Origin of the sequence: Thalassospira alkalitolerans, from assembly GCF_002115745.1 — a bacterium.
In the GTDB taxonomy this organism is placed as follows: domain Bacteria; phylum Pseudomonadota; class Alphaproteobacteria; order Rhodospirillales; family Thalassospiraceae; genus Thalassospira; species Thalassospira alkalitolerans.
In genome coordinates this window covers 12,101-26,492 of sequence record NZ_JFKB01000016.1, presented here as the reverse complement: position 1 = coordinate 26,492, position 14,392 = coordinate 12,101, and the positions used below count along the sequence as shown (strand labels likewise).

11 protein-coding genes are annotated in these 14,392 nt (G+C 53.4%); 7 read left to right on the top strand and 4 right to left on the bottom strand.

The genetic code is table 11. The annotated features are described in order from the left end of the window. Positions 1-2: 2 nt before the first annotated feature. The 4 genes from plsY to rnr all read left to right on the top strand — a co-directional run bounded on the left by plsY (position 3) and on the right by rnr (position 7,288). The gene (gene plsY, locus TALK_RS18075; protein WP_211274846.1) at positions 3-650 is read left to right on the top strand and encodes a glycerol-3-phosphate 1-O-acyltransferase PlsY; all 648 of its coding nucleotides are present in this window, start codon (positions 3-5) and stop codon (positions 648-650) included. Between the two features lie 56 nt (positions 651-706). Next, positions 707-1,984 carry a DNA-processing protein DprA gene (gene dprA, locus TALK_RS18070; protein WP_245830030.1) on the top strand — a complete coding sequence of 426 codons (1,278 nt, stop codon included), beginning with the start codon at positions 707-709 and terminating at the stop codon, positions 1,982-1,984. A 165-nt stretch (positions 1,985-2,149) separates the two neighbouring features. Continuing rightward, positions 2,150-4,807 carry a type I DNA topoisomerase gene (gene topA, locus TALK_RS18065; RefSeq protein ID WP_085620553.1) on the top strand — a complete coding sequence of 886 codons (2,658 nt, stop codon included), beginning with the start codon at positions 2,150-2,152 and terminating at the stop codon, positions 4,805-4,807. 48 nt (positions 4,808-4,855) lie between these two features. Then, positions 4,856-7,288, top strand: coding sequence for a ribonuclease R (gene rnr / locus TALK_RS18060; protein ID WP_085620552.1), 2,433 nt, complete (start codon positions 4,856-4,858; stop codon positions 7,286-7,288). An 88-nt stretch (positions 7,289-7,376) separates the two neighbouring features. Here rnr and TALK_RS18055 read toward each other — a convergent pair whose 3' ends face one another. Further along, positions 7,377-8,159 (bottom strand): Hpt domain-containing protein, encoded by a 783-nt coding sequence (locus TALK_RS18055; protein WP_085620551.1) that lies wholly within the window; start codon positions 8,157-8,159, stop codon positions 7,377-7,379. A gap of 146 nt (positions 8,160-8,305) precedes the next feature. Between TALK_RS18055 and TALK_RS18050 the strand changes: the two genes are divergently transcribed. The 3 genes from TALK_RS18050 (at position 8,306) to rpmG (ending at position 10,711) form a co-directional block, all read left to right on the top strand. Then, a complete protein-coding gene (locus tag TALK_RS18050; RefSeq protein ID WP_085620550.1) occupies positions 8,306-8,743 on the top strand; it encodes a DUF983 domain-containing protein in 438 nt (145 codons plus the stop codon). Between the two features lie 86 nt (positions 8,744-8,829). Beyond that, complete coding sequence (locus TALK_RS18045) at positions 8,830-10,449, top strand: S41 family peptidase (RefSeq protein WP_245830029.1); 1,620 nt, start codon at positions 8,830-8,832, stop codon at positions 10,447-10,449. 94 nt (positions 10,450-10,543) lie between these two features. Then, complete coding sequence (gene rpmG / locus TALK_RS18040) at positions 10,544-10,711, top strand: 50S ribosomal protein L33 (RefSeq protein ID WP_085620549.1); 168 nt, start codon at positions 10,544-10,546, stop codon at positions 10,709-10,711. 215 nt (positions 10,712-10,926) lie between these two features. Here rpmG and TALK_RS18035 read toward each other — a convergent pair whose 3' ends face one another. The 3 genes from TALK_RS18035 to TALK_RS18025 are packed head-to-tail and all read right to left on the bottom strand — an operon-like array spanning position 10,927 to position 13,838. Next, on the bottom strand, positions 10,927-12,657 hold the full coding sequence (locus TALK_RS18035) for an ArnT family glycosyltransferase (RefSeq protein WP_085620548.1): 1,731 nt from the start codon (positions 12,655-12,657) through the stop codon (positions 10,927-10,929). Between the two features lie 23 nt (positions 12,658-12,680). Next, the gene (locus tag TALK_RS18030; RefSeq protein ID WP_211274845.1) at positions 12,681-13,025 is read right to left on the bottom strand and encodes a lipid-A-disaccharide synthase N-terminal domain-containing protein; all 345 of its coding nucleotides are present in this window, start codon (positions 13,023-13,025) and stop codon (positions 12,681-12,683) included. Between the two features lie 6 nt (positions 13,026-13,031). Continuing rightward, a complete protein-coding gene (locus TALK_RS18025; protein ID WP_342746141.1) occupies positions 13,032-13,838 on the bottom strand; it encodes a glycosyltransferase family 2 protein in 807 nt (268 codons plus the stop codon). Positions 13,839-14,392 lie beyond the last annotated feature (554 nt).

Below are 14,392 nucleotides of genomic sequence, written 5' to 3'. Positions count from 1 at the left end.
ACATGGAACTTGATGCCACCTATAAGGCGACCTTGATGTCGCTTCAGATTGCAACGCTATGCGGTTATCTGCTGGGTTCGATCCCGTTTGGTCTTGTGCTGACGCGCATTGCCGGCCTTGGCGATATTCGCAAGATCGGATCGGGCAATATCGGTGCGACCAATGTGTTGCGCACCGGAAATAAATTTTTAGCACTCCTGACCCTGATCGGTGATGTTGGCAAGGGGGCGGCGGCGGTATTGCTGTTTACCCATTACGTCAGTGCCGAAGCCGGTATTTTTGCCGGTGGTGCCGCGGTTGTCGGCCACATGTTGCCAGTTTGGCTGCGATTTAAGGGCGGTAAGGGCGTTGCCACGACGCTTGGCACCCTGATTGCGGTAAACTGGATCATGGGGCTGGTTGCGGCCGCAACATGGCTTGTCATGGCGCTGATTTTCCGCATTTCGTCGCTGTCGGCCCTGATTGCAATGATCGCCGCCCCGATTGCGGCCTTTGTGATTACCAATGATCCCGGCGCAGGATGGCTGGCTATTTTCCTGGCCGTCATCGTCTGGGCCGCCCATCACGCGAATATCCGCCGCCTGATCAAAGGCGAAGAACCAAAGATCGGTCAAAAGAAAAAAGACGAAGTGGCAGCCAACGACGCATAAGCTTCGACTCGAAGTGCTTGACGAAACAACGCCCGGATGATCACAATCCGGGCGTTATGATTCAAGACAAGCAACAACCATCCCGATTAGCACAATCTGAACGTCTGGCACGCATGCGGCTGGCGCGCAGTGTCAATGTTGGCCCGGTGACCTTTCGCAAGCTGATGGATCGGTTCGGGACCGCGCGCAATGCGATTGATGCCCTGCCCGACATTATTGCCCGAACGGGGGGAAAGCGGCGGATTGCGCTGGCATCGCGTGATGACACCATTGCCGAAATTGACCGCGGGCGCGCTTGCGGTGCCAAACCGATTATTTGGGGCGATCCGGAATATCCGGCCATGCTGGCCGCGATTGAGGATGCACCGGCCTATTTTTATGCGCTTGGCCGGATTGAACTTTTGAACCAACCGACCATCGGTATTGTCGGGGCCCGCAATGCATCGGCCAATGGTTGCAGTTTTGCGCGACGTCTGTCCATGGCGCTGTGCGAGGCCGGATACAGCGTGGCATCGGGCATGGCACGCGGGATTGATGGTGCGGTTCATGATGCCTGCCTGAGTGTAACGGCCACGGGTAACGGCGGCACCATTGCGGTTTTGGGTGGTGGTGTGGATGTGATTTATCCGCGTGAACACGATAAACTATATCGAAATCTGTGCAAAAACGGATGTGTGATTTCGGAAATGCCGCCGGGATTAACCCCACAAGCACGTCATTTTCCACGCCGGAACCGGATCATTTCCGGGCTGTCGCATGGGGTGGTGGTGGTCGAGGCCGGGCGCAATTCCGGGTCGCTGATTACCGCACGGTTTGCCGGGGAACAAGGACGCGATGTTTTTGCCGTTCCGGGCAGCCCGACCGACCCGCGTGCGGCCGGCCCCAACAGCCTGATCCGTGACGGGGCGATCCTGTGCGACTCCGTTGACGTTATTTTGGACGCCTTGCAGGTTTCGCAACGAAACAATCATCTTGGCGAAGGAATTCATCATTTTGACGTGAACAGCCGAACCGCAACCGCAAACAGGGCGGCGGATGATTTCAGCGACATCGCCAAATCGATTGACCGCGACGCACAAATTAACCGCCCCGAAAATGCCCCTGAAACCATTGATAACCAAGAACAAACCGGGTCAGACACCGGGCATGTTGCCATTGACGACGAAACAGACCGCATCCTTGAATTATTGTCGGTCAGCCCCCTTATGATTGATCAGTTAATCCGGGCGTCCAAACTGCCCGCAGATGTGATTTCGACCATGCTGATTGAACTTGAGCTTGCAGGAAGGGTTGAACGTCACCCCGGAAATAGGGTATCGCGTATCGCCGAATGAGTGTCGCGTGCATCTTTGCTGCGACAATATTGTTGTGATTTGCCGCAATTTGCGCAATCTGATCTGAAATATGATCGCACTATATATAAGTGTCGGATATTCGGATTATTCGCAGCACAACATAATTATCGCCCCAGGGCGCAAGAACCGGACACGAAAAACGTAATGAATCTTGTCATCGTCGAATCCCCGGCCAAAGCGAAGACGATCAACAAATATCTAGGTGACGATTACAAGGTGTTGGCCTCGTTCGGTCACATCCGCGATCTTCCATCCAAGGATGGATCGGTTGATCCCGACAACGAATTTGCGATGATCTGGGAAACCGATGGCCGTTCCGAAAAACAGATCCGCGAGATCGCATCGGCCGCACGCGACGCCGACACCATCTATCTCGCGACTGACCCGGATCGTGAAGGAGAAGCGATTTCGTGGCATATTCTGGAAGTTCTTGAACAGAAGAAGCTGTTGCGTGGGCGTGATGTTCATCGTGTTGTGTTCCACGAGATCACCAAAAAAGCCGTTACCGACGCCATTGCCAATCCGCGCGCGTTAAATCAGGAACTGGTCGATGCCTATCTGGCGCGCCGTGCCCTTGATTATCTGGTCGGCTTTAATCTTTCGCCGGTTCTGTGGCGCAAATTGCCCGGTTCGCGGTCAGCAGGCCGCGTACAATCGGTGGCGCTGCGCCTGATTTGCGAGCGCGAAATTGAAATCGAAGCTTTCCGTGCGGATGAATATTGGTCACTTGAAGCCGGTTTCAAAATCCCCGAGGGCAATTTTACCGCCCGCCTGACCCATCTGAACGGTGAGAAGCTTGATAAGCTGGCACTGGGCAGTGAAGCAGCAGCAACCATTGCCAAAGATAAGGTTGAAGCGCGCAGCTATACCGTTTCAAAGGTCGAGCGCAAGGACGTCAAACGTCGTCCGCAGCCGCCTTTCACCACATCAACCCTGCAACAGGAAGCATCGCGCAAGCTTGGCTTTGGCACCAAACGCACCATGCAATTGGCGCAACGCCTGTATGAAGGGGTTGATATCGGCGGCGAAACCGTTGGTTTGATCACCTATATGCGTACCGATGCCGTCATCCTTTCAAGCGAAGCACTGGCTGCTGCACGGCGCCTGATTGCCAAGGATTATGGTGACGATTACCTGCCCGCCAATGCGCGCAGCTTTGCCAACAAGGCAAAAAATGCACAGGAAGCGCACGAAGCCGTCCGTCCGACGGATCTTTTCCGTCGCCCAGATCAGGTTGAACGCCATCTTGATAAGGATCAGCTGAAACTTTACACGCTGATCTGGAAACGTACCGTTGCCTGCCAAATGGAAGATGCGCGTTTCGATCAGGTCGCGGTTGATCTGTCATCGAATGACAATCACGTTGTTTTGCGCGCCAATGGATCAGTGGTTAAATTCGATGGTTTCCTGAAACTTTATCAGGAAGGCAAGGATGACGCCGCCGACGATGAAAACGATCGCCGCCTGCCCCCGCTTAAGGAAGGCCAGAAGCCCGATCTTGGTGCGGTTAGCATTGATCAGCATTTCACCCAGCCCCCGCCCCGCTATACCGAGGCGAGCCTGGTCAAGAAAATGGAAGAACTGGGCATCGGCCGTCCGTCGACCTATGCGTCGATCATTTCGGTGTTGCAGGATCGCGACTATGTCACGCTGGACAAGCGCCGCTTTATTGCCCAGGACCGCGGCCGACTGGTCACGGCGTTTCTGTCGAAATTCTTTGAACGTTATGTGCAGTACAACTTTACCGCCGAGTTGGAAAACCAGCTTGATGACGTGTCGAACGGTTCCATGGCATGGCGTGACGTGTTGAAACAGTTCTGGTCGTCGTTCAAAGGCAACGTCGACGAAGCCAAGGAACTTAAAATCACCGAGGTGCTAGATGCGCTTCAGGTGATGCTGGAAAACTATCTGTTCCCGACCCGCGAGGACGGAACCGATCCGCATAAATGCCCGAAATGCGCCGAAGGTACACTTAGCCTTAAGCTGGGCAAATTTGGCGCGTTCCTGGGATGTTCGAACTATCCGGACTGTAACTTTACCCGGCCATTGGTTGCCAATGAAAATGGTGGCGATTCCGAACTGGATACCGGCCCCAAGGTTCTTGGCGTTGATAAGGAAACCGGCAAGGAAATCACCCTGCGCAAAGGCCCATACGGGGTTTATGTCCAGCTGGGGGAAGAGGAAGAAGTCGAAGGTAAAAACGGCAAACCCAAAAAGGTCAAACCAAAGCGCACATCCCTTCCCAAAGGGCTTGAGCCATCGGTGGTTGACCTGACCAAGGCCGAGGAATTGCTGACATTGCCGCGTCTGGTCGGGGTCTTCCCCGATACTGGCGAAGAAATCAAAGCCAATGTCGGGCGTTTTGGCCCCTATGTTCAGGCGGGCAATACGTTTGCCTCGCTAAAAGCCGAAGATGATGTTTTGACCGTGGGCGAAAACCGCGCCATTTCCCTGATTGCTGACAAACGCGAAAAAGCGGGCAAGGAAATCGGCAAACATCCCGATGACGGCGAACCGATCCTTTTGGCCGATGGTCGCTGGGGACCGTTTGTCCGACACAAAAAAACCAACGCCAATCTGCGCGATGTCACCAAAGAAGAGGTGACGCTGGAAATGGCGATCAAGGCGCTGAAGGAAAAGGAAGCCAAGTCGGGTAAACCGGCCAAGGCAGCCAAGACCACCAAAGCGCCCGCGAAAAAGGCACCGGCAAAAAAGGCAGCGGCCAAGAAACCCGCTGCCAAAAAGACGGCAGCGAAAAAAACCGCCGCCAAGAAAACAACCAAGAAAGAGGTGGCGACCTAATCGCCGCCTTGCCTTTCTTGACGAAATATTTGAAAGGACGCCGCAAAGTTGGCGAACGATACAGAAGATAAAAAGCATTTCCCGACCAAGGAACAAATCCTTGAGTTTATCGATATGAGCCCCACCCCGGTTGGAAAGCGCGAAATAGCCCGCGCATTCAACATCAAGGGCGGCGGCAAGATCGCGCTTAAAAAAATACTCAAGGAAATGAACATTGGCGGCGATGTCGTCAGAGGCCGCAAGAAATTTGACAAACCCGGACGCCTGCCGCCCGTCGAGGTGCTTGAAATTATCGGCACAGACGATGAAGGCGAAGTTCTCGCCCGGCCCAATGTCTGGAAAGAAGATTACGAACCGCCTGTTATCTATGTGAAAATGATCCGCCGTGGAGGACCAAGCGCACCGGGTGTTGGCGACAAGATTCTGGCCAAGCTGCGCTATACCGGCAAGCAAACCTATGAAGCCAGCATCATGCGGGTTCTGGGAAGCGGCCCACAGCGCGTGTTGGGCATTTTCCGCCCCAACGAGCGCGAAGGCCGCGTTGTACCCACAGACCGCAAGGATAGCGGCGAGGTCGCCGTGCCGTTGGACGACCATCCCGGTCTTGAAACCGGTTCACTGGTTTTGACAGAAATCCTGCCGGGCAAGCATTTTGGCCTGCGCAAAGGTCGCATTACCGAGGTTCTTGGCAATATCAACGAACCGAAATCGATCAGTCTGGTATCGATCCATGCGCGGGGCATTCCGTTTGAATTCCCGCCAGAAGTCGAATTACAGGCGCGCGATTCCAAGGCCACACCGATGGCCAAACGCACTGATTTGCGCGACATTCCGCTGGTCACTATTGACGGTGCGGACGCACGTGACTTTGACGATGCCGTCTGGGCCGAAGCAGATAGCGATCCGGAAAACAAGGGCGGTTGGCACATCATGGTCGCGATTGCCGATGTGTCTTGGTATGTACGCCCCAATGATGCGCTGGACCGTGAAGCCGTTAAACGCGGCAACAGTTGCTATTTTCCGGACCGGGTTGTGCCGATGTTGCCGTTTGAATTGTCAAACGGCTGGTGTTCGCTGGTCCCACATGAAGATCGCGGCTGTATGGCCGTTGAAATGTGGCTGAACAAGCATGGCACCAAGATCAGACATAAATTCTGTCGCGGCATGATGCGCTCGGCGGCACGGCTGACCTATGATCAGGTACAGCGCGCCATGGATGGCTTTCCCGACGAGACAACAGCTCCGTTGGTTGAAACCATCGTCAAGCCACTTTACGGCGCCTATGAAGCCTTCCTTGAAGCCCGCAGAGGCCGGGGTGTTTTGGAACTTGATATTCCTGAACGCAAGATCGAGCTCAACGATCAGGGGCAGATCATCGCCATCGCACCGCGTGCGCGCTTTGACAGCCACAAACTGATCGAGGAATTCATGGTCGCGGCCAATGTTTGCGCCGCCGAAGAACTTGAACGGATCAAGCAGCCCTGCATGTATCGTATCCACGATGCACCAAGCGAGGAAAAGCTTGAAGCCCTTCGCGAATTCCTTGAAGGCGCAGGTTATACCTTAAACAAGGCAGCCGTCTTGCGCCCGCGTGATTTCAACCAAATCCTTGCAAAGGCCAAGGACACCCCGGAATCCGAGCTGATCAACACGGTTGTACTGCGCAGTCAGTCACAGGCAATGTATAGCCCCGATAATATCGGGCACTTTGGCCTGGCACTGAACAAATACGCCCATTTCACATCCCCGATCCGCCGCTATGCCGATCTTTTGGTCCATCGCGCCCTGATCGCAGGATTGAAACTGGGTGAAGGCGGGCTACCGCCCGAAGAAGGCGAACGGTTCGAACAAATCGGCGAGGATATTTCCGGTACCGAACGACGTGCGGCCATGGCAGAACGTGATGCGGTTGACCGTTATGTCGCGGCCTATATGGCCGACAAGGTCGGGGCGGAATTCCCCGGACGTATTTCCGGTGTAACGCATTTTGGCTTGTTCGTATCATTGCAGGAAACCGGGGCGGACGGGTTGATCCCGATATCTACCCTGCCTGATGATTATTATGTTCATGATGCGATTGGTCATTCGCTGGTCGGGCAAAATCGTGGCAAGACATTCCGTCTTGGGGATGATGTTGTCGTGCGTATTGCCGAAGCCGATGCAACGACCGGATCGCTGGCGCTACGTCTGGCCGGGCATGCCGATGTTACCGAGCGTGATTTGATCGAACAGCCACGCGCTCGTCGGGGCCAGAACAGGCTCCGTGGCCGAAGCCCGGGGGACCGCAGCCATCGCCACGGCAGCAAGCCGGGTTTCCGTGCCAATCCAAAGGATAGCAGCAGTGCATCGGGTGGTGGTCCACGGGATGGCAAGCCCGCCGTCGGCGCAGCAACCGGCAAAAAGAAAACCACGCCGAAAAAACAGCGCAAGCTGGTGGCGTCAAGCCGGGTGGCCCGCAAAACCACCAAACGCGAAGATTAACCAAAAAGGGCGGCCAAATAGAATGGCCGCCCTTTTTGATTTTATACGAAACACCGGAAAATCACCGGAAAATCAGTGGCCCGAAACGTCAGCCCAGCGTTTCGATGAATTTTGCCAGATGTTCGGCTGTTTGTTTGCCGCGATTGGAAATGATCGCAACGTTTGATGGCAGCCCTTCCAGATCGGGATGGGACGCATCAAAACTGGTCAAAAGGCCAAGTGCCTTATCTTTCAGGGTTTTCATCGCCGCCAGGGCACGGATCAGTTCAATACCGCTTAGCCCATCAAGAACGGCGGCAGTGATGATCGCATCAGGGTGTGATTGCACGACGGTTTCAAAGGCCTCGACAGCACTTCGTGCGGTGATGGTGCGGAACCCTTTTTCACGCAACTCACGTTGCAGGAAATGCGCCTGAACCGTGGTTGCTGTTACAATCAGAACTTCTTTGTCATGTATGATGCGCGCATCAGAACCGGATTTATCATCGCCTTTTTTCGCACTGCGGGTTGGAAGCGAACGCAGAATGCGGGTTTCCTCGTCAACGGCGGGGTTGGTGCCGCTTTCGATGATTTCGCGAATCCAGGTGGTGAAATCGACAAGTGATGCGGCTTCAAGGTCATCAATCTCGGTCAAATCGACAATGTAATCTTCCATGCGGTGCGCAATTGCACCGACCAACGGAAAACCGAACGACCCGGCCAGACCCTTGACTGTATGTGCTTCGCGGCGCAATTCGGCAATGCCGACTTCGGCCTTGTCCATGCCGCCAGCGACCCGATCAATCGTGGTTTCAATCCGATCGGTACGTTCAAGCGTGTCTTCAATAAAATCCTGTTTCAGTCGTTCAATGACATCGTCTGCATTCCCCATTTGGGCGCTCCTGTACCGGGTTGAAGACATCTGCATCAAAGGGCCGGCAAGCTAGCAGAAAAACCACCCTTTGGCGGGTTTCCTAGCTATGCGGGAAAAGCACTTGCCCGATCACATTAACTTCATGATGATAGCAGACCGTTTCAATGCCCCTTTTTAGAGTCCCGATCAAGGGGCTGGATCAAGAAACAGGAATGAATGCCACCATGCAACCAGAATACAGCGAACAAAGCAGCGGATCACGCCTTTTGACCGGCCTTAGTCGCGGGTTCCGTCGTAAATGCCCCAATTGCGGCCATGGCTTTGCCTTTGGCGGATATCTGACACTGCGCCATGAATGCGATTGTTGCAACCATCCCATCGGGGAATATCGCTGTGACGATGCCCCGCCCTATTTTACGATCTTCATCGTCGGTCACATTGTTGTTGGCGGGGCGCTTACCATGGAACAGACCATGCACCCGTCTATGACCCTGCAATTGGCGGTCTGGTTGCCGGTGACAGTTCTTTTATGTCTAAGCTTCCTGCCGTTTATCAAGGGCGCTGTACTGGGCACCCAATGGGCGATGAAGATCAAGGGATAGTGATGGCGATTGTCATTGTCGCGTGCATATCATTCGCATTACAATGATCGTGGAATTGATCCTGTTCCTTCTGGATTGAACAAATTTTGGCCCCAACCACAAAAGACATCGACATCACCAATCGCCTTTTTGTCTGGCACCCCATGCGACGCATTGCCGGGACAGCGTGTATCTGTCTTTTGCTGGCCGGTTGCGCCACACAACCGCGCGACAATCTGATTACATCAGAAGATGATCCGCAAATTCGCGATGTGATGTCGCAGGCCATTGAGCTGGTCGCGACGCGTTATATTGATCCGATTGGCCGCGAACAGATTGTTGTTAATGCGCTTGACGGATTAACAACAATTGATCCCGAAATTCGCATCGGAATGACGCCGGACGAACTTGTTCTTGGCTATAACGGCAAGACAATCAAAAGCCTTGCCCTGCCCGCGGCCAATAGCGAGGAACAGGATACCTTTCTGTGGACGGAACTTACCCTGAAAGGGGTTGGCATTTATCGGGCCTATTCATCCGAATTGCGCCAGGCCAATGCTCTTACAGTGCAATCGGCGCTTGTCAGTGGTTCGATCCGGAACCTTGACCGTTACAGTCGCTACGAGGGGCCCAATCAGGCCGAAACAGCCCGCACACGGCGCGATGGCTATATCGGGGTCGGGGTTCGCCTGATTGGCGGGGATGGCTATCCAGTCGTCAAAAAAGTCCATGAAAGCAGCCCGGCGGCCAAAGCGGGCCTTAATATTGGCGACCAGCTGATATCGGTCAATGGCATCAACCTGTATAACAAGCCCGCAGGATACGCCGCCGATCTTTTGCATGGCGAAGAAGGTACGCGGGTTGCGATTGAAATCAATGCCGCCAACAGCAAGGCCATCACACCAATTGAAATCATGCGTGAACGTGTGATCAACCGAACCGTTTTTGCCCAGTTTCGTAACAACGTCCTGATTGCCCGGATCGCCAGCTTTAACAGTGCCACCGCACAGTCGCTTGGCGATGAAATCCTGAAGGCCGATCTGCATCCCGGTGGCCTGCGCGGTGTAATCCTTGATTTGCGGGGCAATCGCGGCGGGCTTTTGCAGCAAGGTGTCGAGGTTGCCGATCTGTTTATTGCAGGCGGCCCGATTGCCAATACACGATCACGCGTTATGGCAGCACGCCATGTCTTTAACGCCGATGCAGAGGACCTGACACGCGGTGCGCCGCTTGCCGTCCTGATTGATGGCAGAACCGCATCATCGGCTGAATTGGTGGCAGCGGCCCTTCAGGATCGCAATCGTGCGGTTCTGATCGGTTCGACCAGTTTTGGCAAAGGATCGGTACAGGCGATCAATGACCTGTCAAACAAGGGCACGCTGACCTTTACCTGGTCACGGATGACCGCCCCGTCAGGTTACACATTTGACAGAATTGGCCTGTTCCCGTCGATTTGCACAACATCGGATGATATTGATCCGTTTGAACAGGTCAAATCAGCACTGGCACACCGCGAAGACATGGTTAGTGTGATGACCAAATGGCGCGCGCTTGACTACCAGGATGAATTGACCCGCCGCAATCTGCGCAATGTATGTCCGGCACGCCAACTGGCCGATGAAACCGACATTGATGTGGCGTTTGAATTGATCAAAAACCTGTCAAGTTACAAGGATTTGGCACAGCTTCCACACCATGAAATTGCGGACACCTTTGCGTCGCAATAAAAATGGCATTATTTTTGCCAAAATGGCTTGACACTCGGCGCATAACCTTTATGTTCCGCGGCCTGAGATACACCTGAACACAGGAAGCTGAGATATGGCTAAGCCCGCTTCAATCCTCGTAAAGTTGGTAAGCTCCGCTGATACCGGTTACTTCTATGTCGTAAAGAAGAACCCGCGGAACACCACCGAGAAATTCTCGTTTCGCAAGTACGACCCGGTCGTGCGCAAGCACGTCGAGTTCAAAGAAGCGAAAATGAAATAATATGTCAGCATATGCTGATTTGATTGTTCGAGATTAAAAAAGACGTGTCCTTTGGGGCACGTCTTTTTTTATTGTCACTGTGGATAATTTCACAGGTTCCCCACCAATTTACCTGACACAGCACAGACGGCGCGGTCCCACCTGCCCGTGCTCAGCAAGGCAATGGCGTTGGCAGTCTTTGGGTTGGTATTGGTAGTGTTTTTTGCCCTGCGGCCCTAGCGCGCCAAGACGCCTGCTGCATTTTCAAGAACGGTTTGAATGTCCCAGATCAGCAGACGATCGTTCTTATAGTCAAACCCGGCCAGGGGGCGTTCCTGCGCGTCCAGCGGACGATCCCGACGGGCGATGATCTCGCCATCCGGATGGTTTTTTGCCCAATCAAGCATTTCATCATGGCTGATCAGCATCTGAATAGGCCTTTGCAAACGCCCCAGAAACTGGAACTGCGCGTGGTACTTGCCCCAATAGGCAATATCACGCCCCTCGTCCTGTTGGGTTTTCAGGTATTCCGCCAATGGTCGCATATCATAATCGATATTCAGGCGTGGTGCCGCAATCATGCAGACCGTGACGACAAGCAGCAAATTGACAATGGCAATCCGATAAACCACGCCCCGCATTGGCCCGGCCACAATCAACACAGCGCCAGCGACGACCAGCACAAGCCCCCACCAGCCGTTCAACGTCGCAAGCCAAACCGGCGCTTTGGCGAAATAGAGCGGCAAAAACGGTGCGATTATTGCCACAAGACCAATCAGAATGACAAAGACAGCAATTGGCACCAAATCTATTCGCCGCGCCATCACGCCCAAAGCGTTACTTGCCGAAATCACCCGTGCCAGAAGCAAACTGATCAAGGGCAGAACAGGCAGGATATAGTGAACACGTTTGCCGGAAATCAAACTGAAGGCAATCATCAGTACGACGATAATAAGCAGCACCATCCGCAAACCATCATCAAGGCCAGCACGCCACCGGAACCCGATTATCCCCCGCCACAGACCGCCCCACAGTAACCAGGGCAACAACATCAACGGTAAAGCGACCAGATAGTAATAGAACGGTTCGACATGGGCGAAACTATCCACCATCCGCCCGGCCGTTTGCCCCCAGAAGATCGCATTACGATATTCTTCGCCGCCATATATCCCGGCAGGAACCGCCCAACAAAGCGCGATAACCGCACCAAGCAAGACAGAAACAACAAGACCAAGGTACCAGCCTTTCCAGCGCCGATGCGTCATCTGTCGATCATCGCGGGCGTCTTCCCCATCCTGTTGATCAACTGGCGAAATTGACGCAAGGGTATCCAACGCTGCTGTATTTTTTTGATCGCGCTTTTGCCACAGCGGCGCAAGCAATGCGGCGGGCAAAATATACAGCAAGATGACCGGCCCCTTGGAAAGGATACCCAGTCCGATTGCAATGCCCACCAAGGCCCAGCCCCAGCGCACGCGCCCCTGACTTGCCGTCTGCACACCATACCAGCCAAGCAGCGCAAAGAAGCTTTGCAGCATGTCAAAATAAGTCAGGGTGCCATAACCCGCGAAATAGGAGCTCCCGACCAAAAATAAGGGAGCAAGAACACGCGCATCTGTTTTTTCGGGCCACAATTTGCCTGCCAAGACAGAAACCATCACCAAATTCAACGCACCAAATATCGGGGCAATCATGCGGGCCGAGAATTCATTAACGCCAAACACCGCCCAACTGACATTTATGAGCCAAAATAACATGGGGGGCTTATGGGCATAGGGTGCGCCATTCAAATGTGGCACTAACCAGTTGTTATGGATCCACATCTCCCACGCGACCGAAAGATAGCGCGTTTCATCAACCGGCATCAGCGGTCGTACAGAAATACAGAAAATGACACCCAAGGCCCATAGCACCAAAATGCAGGCGAGCGGGCTTTTCAACGCGGCAAGACGATGTGTCGGGACCATGGGAATTCCGGTAAAAAGATGGATCAATGATTGTGGGTCGGATCAGCCACAATTGCGGGAATGGCATCGACCTTGGCGTCGTGCTTTTCCTGATGGATGAAATAAAGATTTCGCGCATAGACGATCAAACCAAACGACTGACCAAGAATGATGATCGGTTCGGCACGCTGAAGCCCATAAACCATAAGGCAAATACCGCCAAGAATACTGAGATACCAAAACGCGACCGGCACGATTGATTTGGTGTGTTTTTCACTGACAAGCCATTGCACAAGGAACCTGCCAGAAAACATGACCTGCCCCACAATCCCCAGCACGAACCAGGTATCAAGGTTGGAAAACAGCCGGGCGCCCCATTCCTGCATCATCTTTTCCTATTCCCCGGTTTCGATCGTTGGGTTTTTAGCGCGCGACTGAAGCCACATAAGCCCCATCATATCGATAATTCCAACCCAGAGCCTGTTCATCATATTGTATTTCGACACACCGCATAAGCGCGGCCGATGATTTACCGCAACCGAGCAAACCCGGCCACCATCGCGCAAAATAAGCGCCGGCAAGAAGCGATGCATATGATTAAACCGGGGGAATGCCAAAAAATCGTCGCGACAAAACAGCTTTATGCCGCATCCGCTATCGGGCGTTTCATCGTTTAACAAAGCCCGGCGAACACGATTGGCAATGCGCGATTGGATCCGCTTTGCCTTTGTATCATTGCGGTTCGCGCGCCAGCCAGCAACCAGCAGCTTATCGTCATGACCTTCGGCCCGGTATCGTGCCAAAAGAAGCGGGATATCGGCAGGATCGTTTTGGCCATCCCCGTCAAGCGTAACAACCAATGCGCCCAATGCCTGCTTGACCCCGGTCAGAACCGCAAGCGATTGACCACAGCTTTCGACATGGCGGATCACACGAAGTTCGGGCACGGCTGTTCTTTTCTCTTTTAAAACATTTGCCGTTTGATCGGTACTGCCGTCATCCACATAGATGATTTCAAACGCTACTTTGCCGCGCAAAGCCGCCAGAATTTCATCAATTAACGGCGTAATGTTTTCGTATTCATTGAAAACCGGCACCACAACGGACAATTCGATATCCGGATTATTTACCCGATCCTCGCCCATTGATCCGTTTACCAATACATTGGCATCGAATTTCGACGAAATGCCATTCGACTTCATTTATTAAATGCCCGCGTTTATCGACGCTGCCAATTCCCACAATATTCAACGCGCAAACAGTCGGCGAAATACGATGAAACAGGCAACACTTCCAAATGCCAAGTCAGATAAAAATCCGTCCCATGCCTTTCCCTCCTGCCAGAACACCAAAATTTTGATTTTTGCATTCTCTGGCATCACAGGATTTCGGAAATGGTCGACAGACGTTTTGCCTAAAAGCGCATCCGGCATAAAAACCAGATCAAGTCTTTAACGCAGCTTTCTGACGTGAACCTGAATGCGCCAACCACACAGCACAATTTCCGGTGGGGAAAGCCGCCGATGTCAGCAACGCAAATCCCCCTGAACCGGCCAGTTCAGAGCCGACACACAGAAGCCAGCCCCATCTAATCCGGAACTTGGCCCAGACAGGTGTCAGTGAACATTTCTGTTTTAATGGAAGGATTCTGAACAGGTGAGGACCCGATATAAAAACCGGTCAGAACTTTGCCGAATATTTTTTGACGGTTCGCTGTCAAATCTTACCAATACTGCGCCAATATCCGCCACAAAAT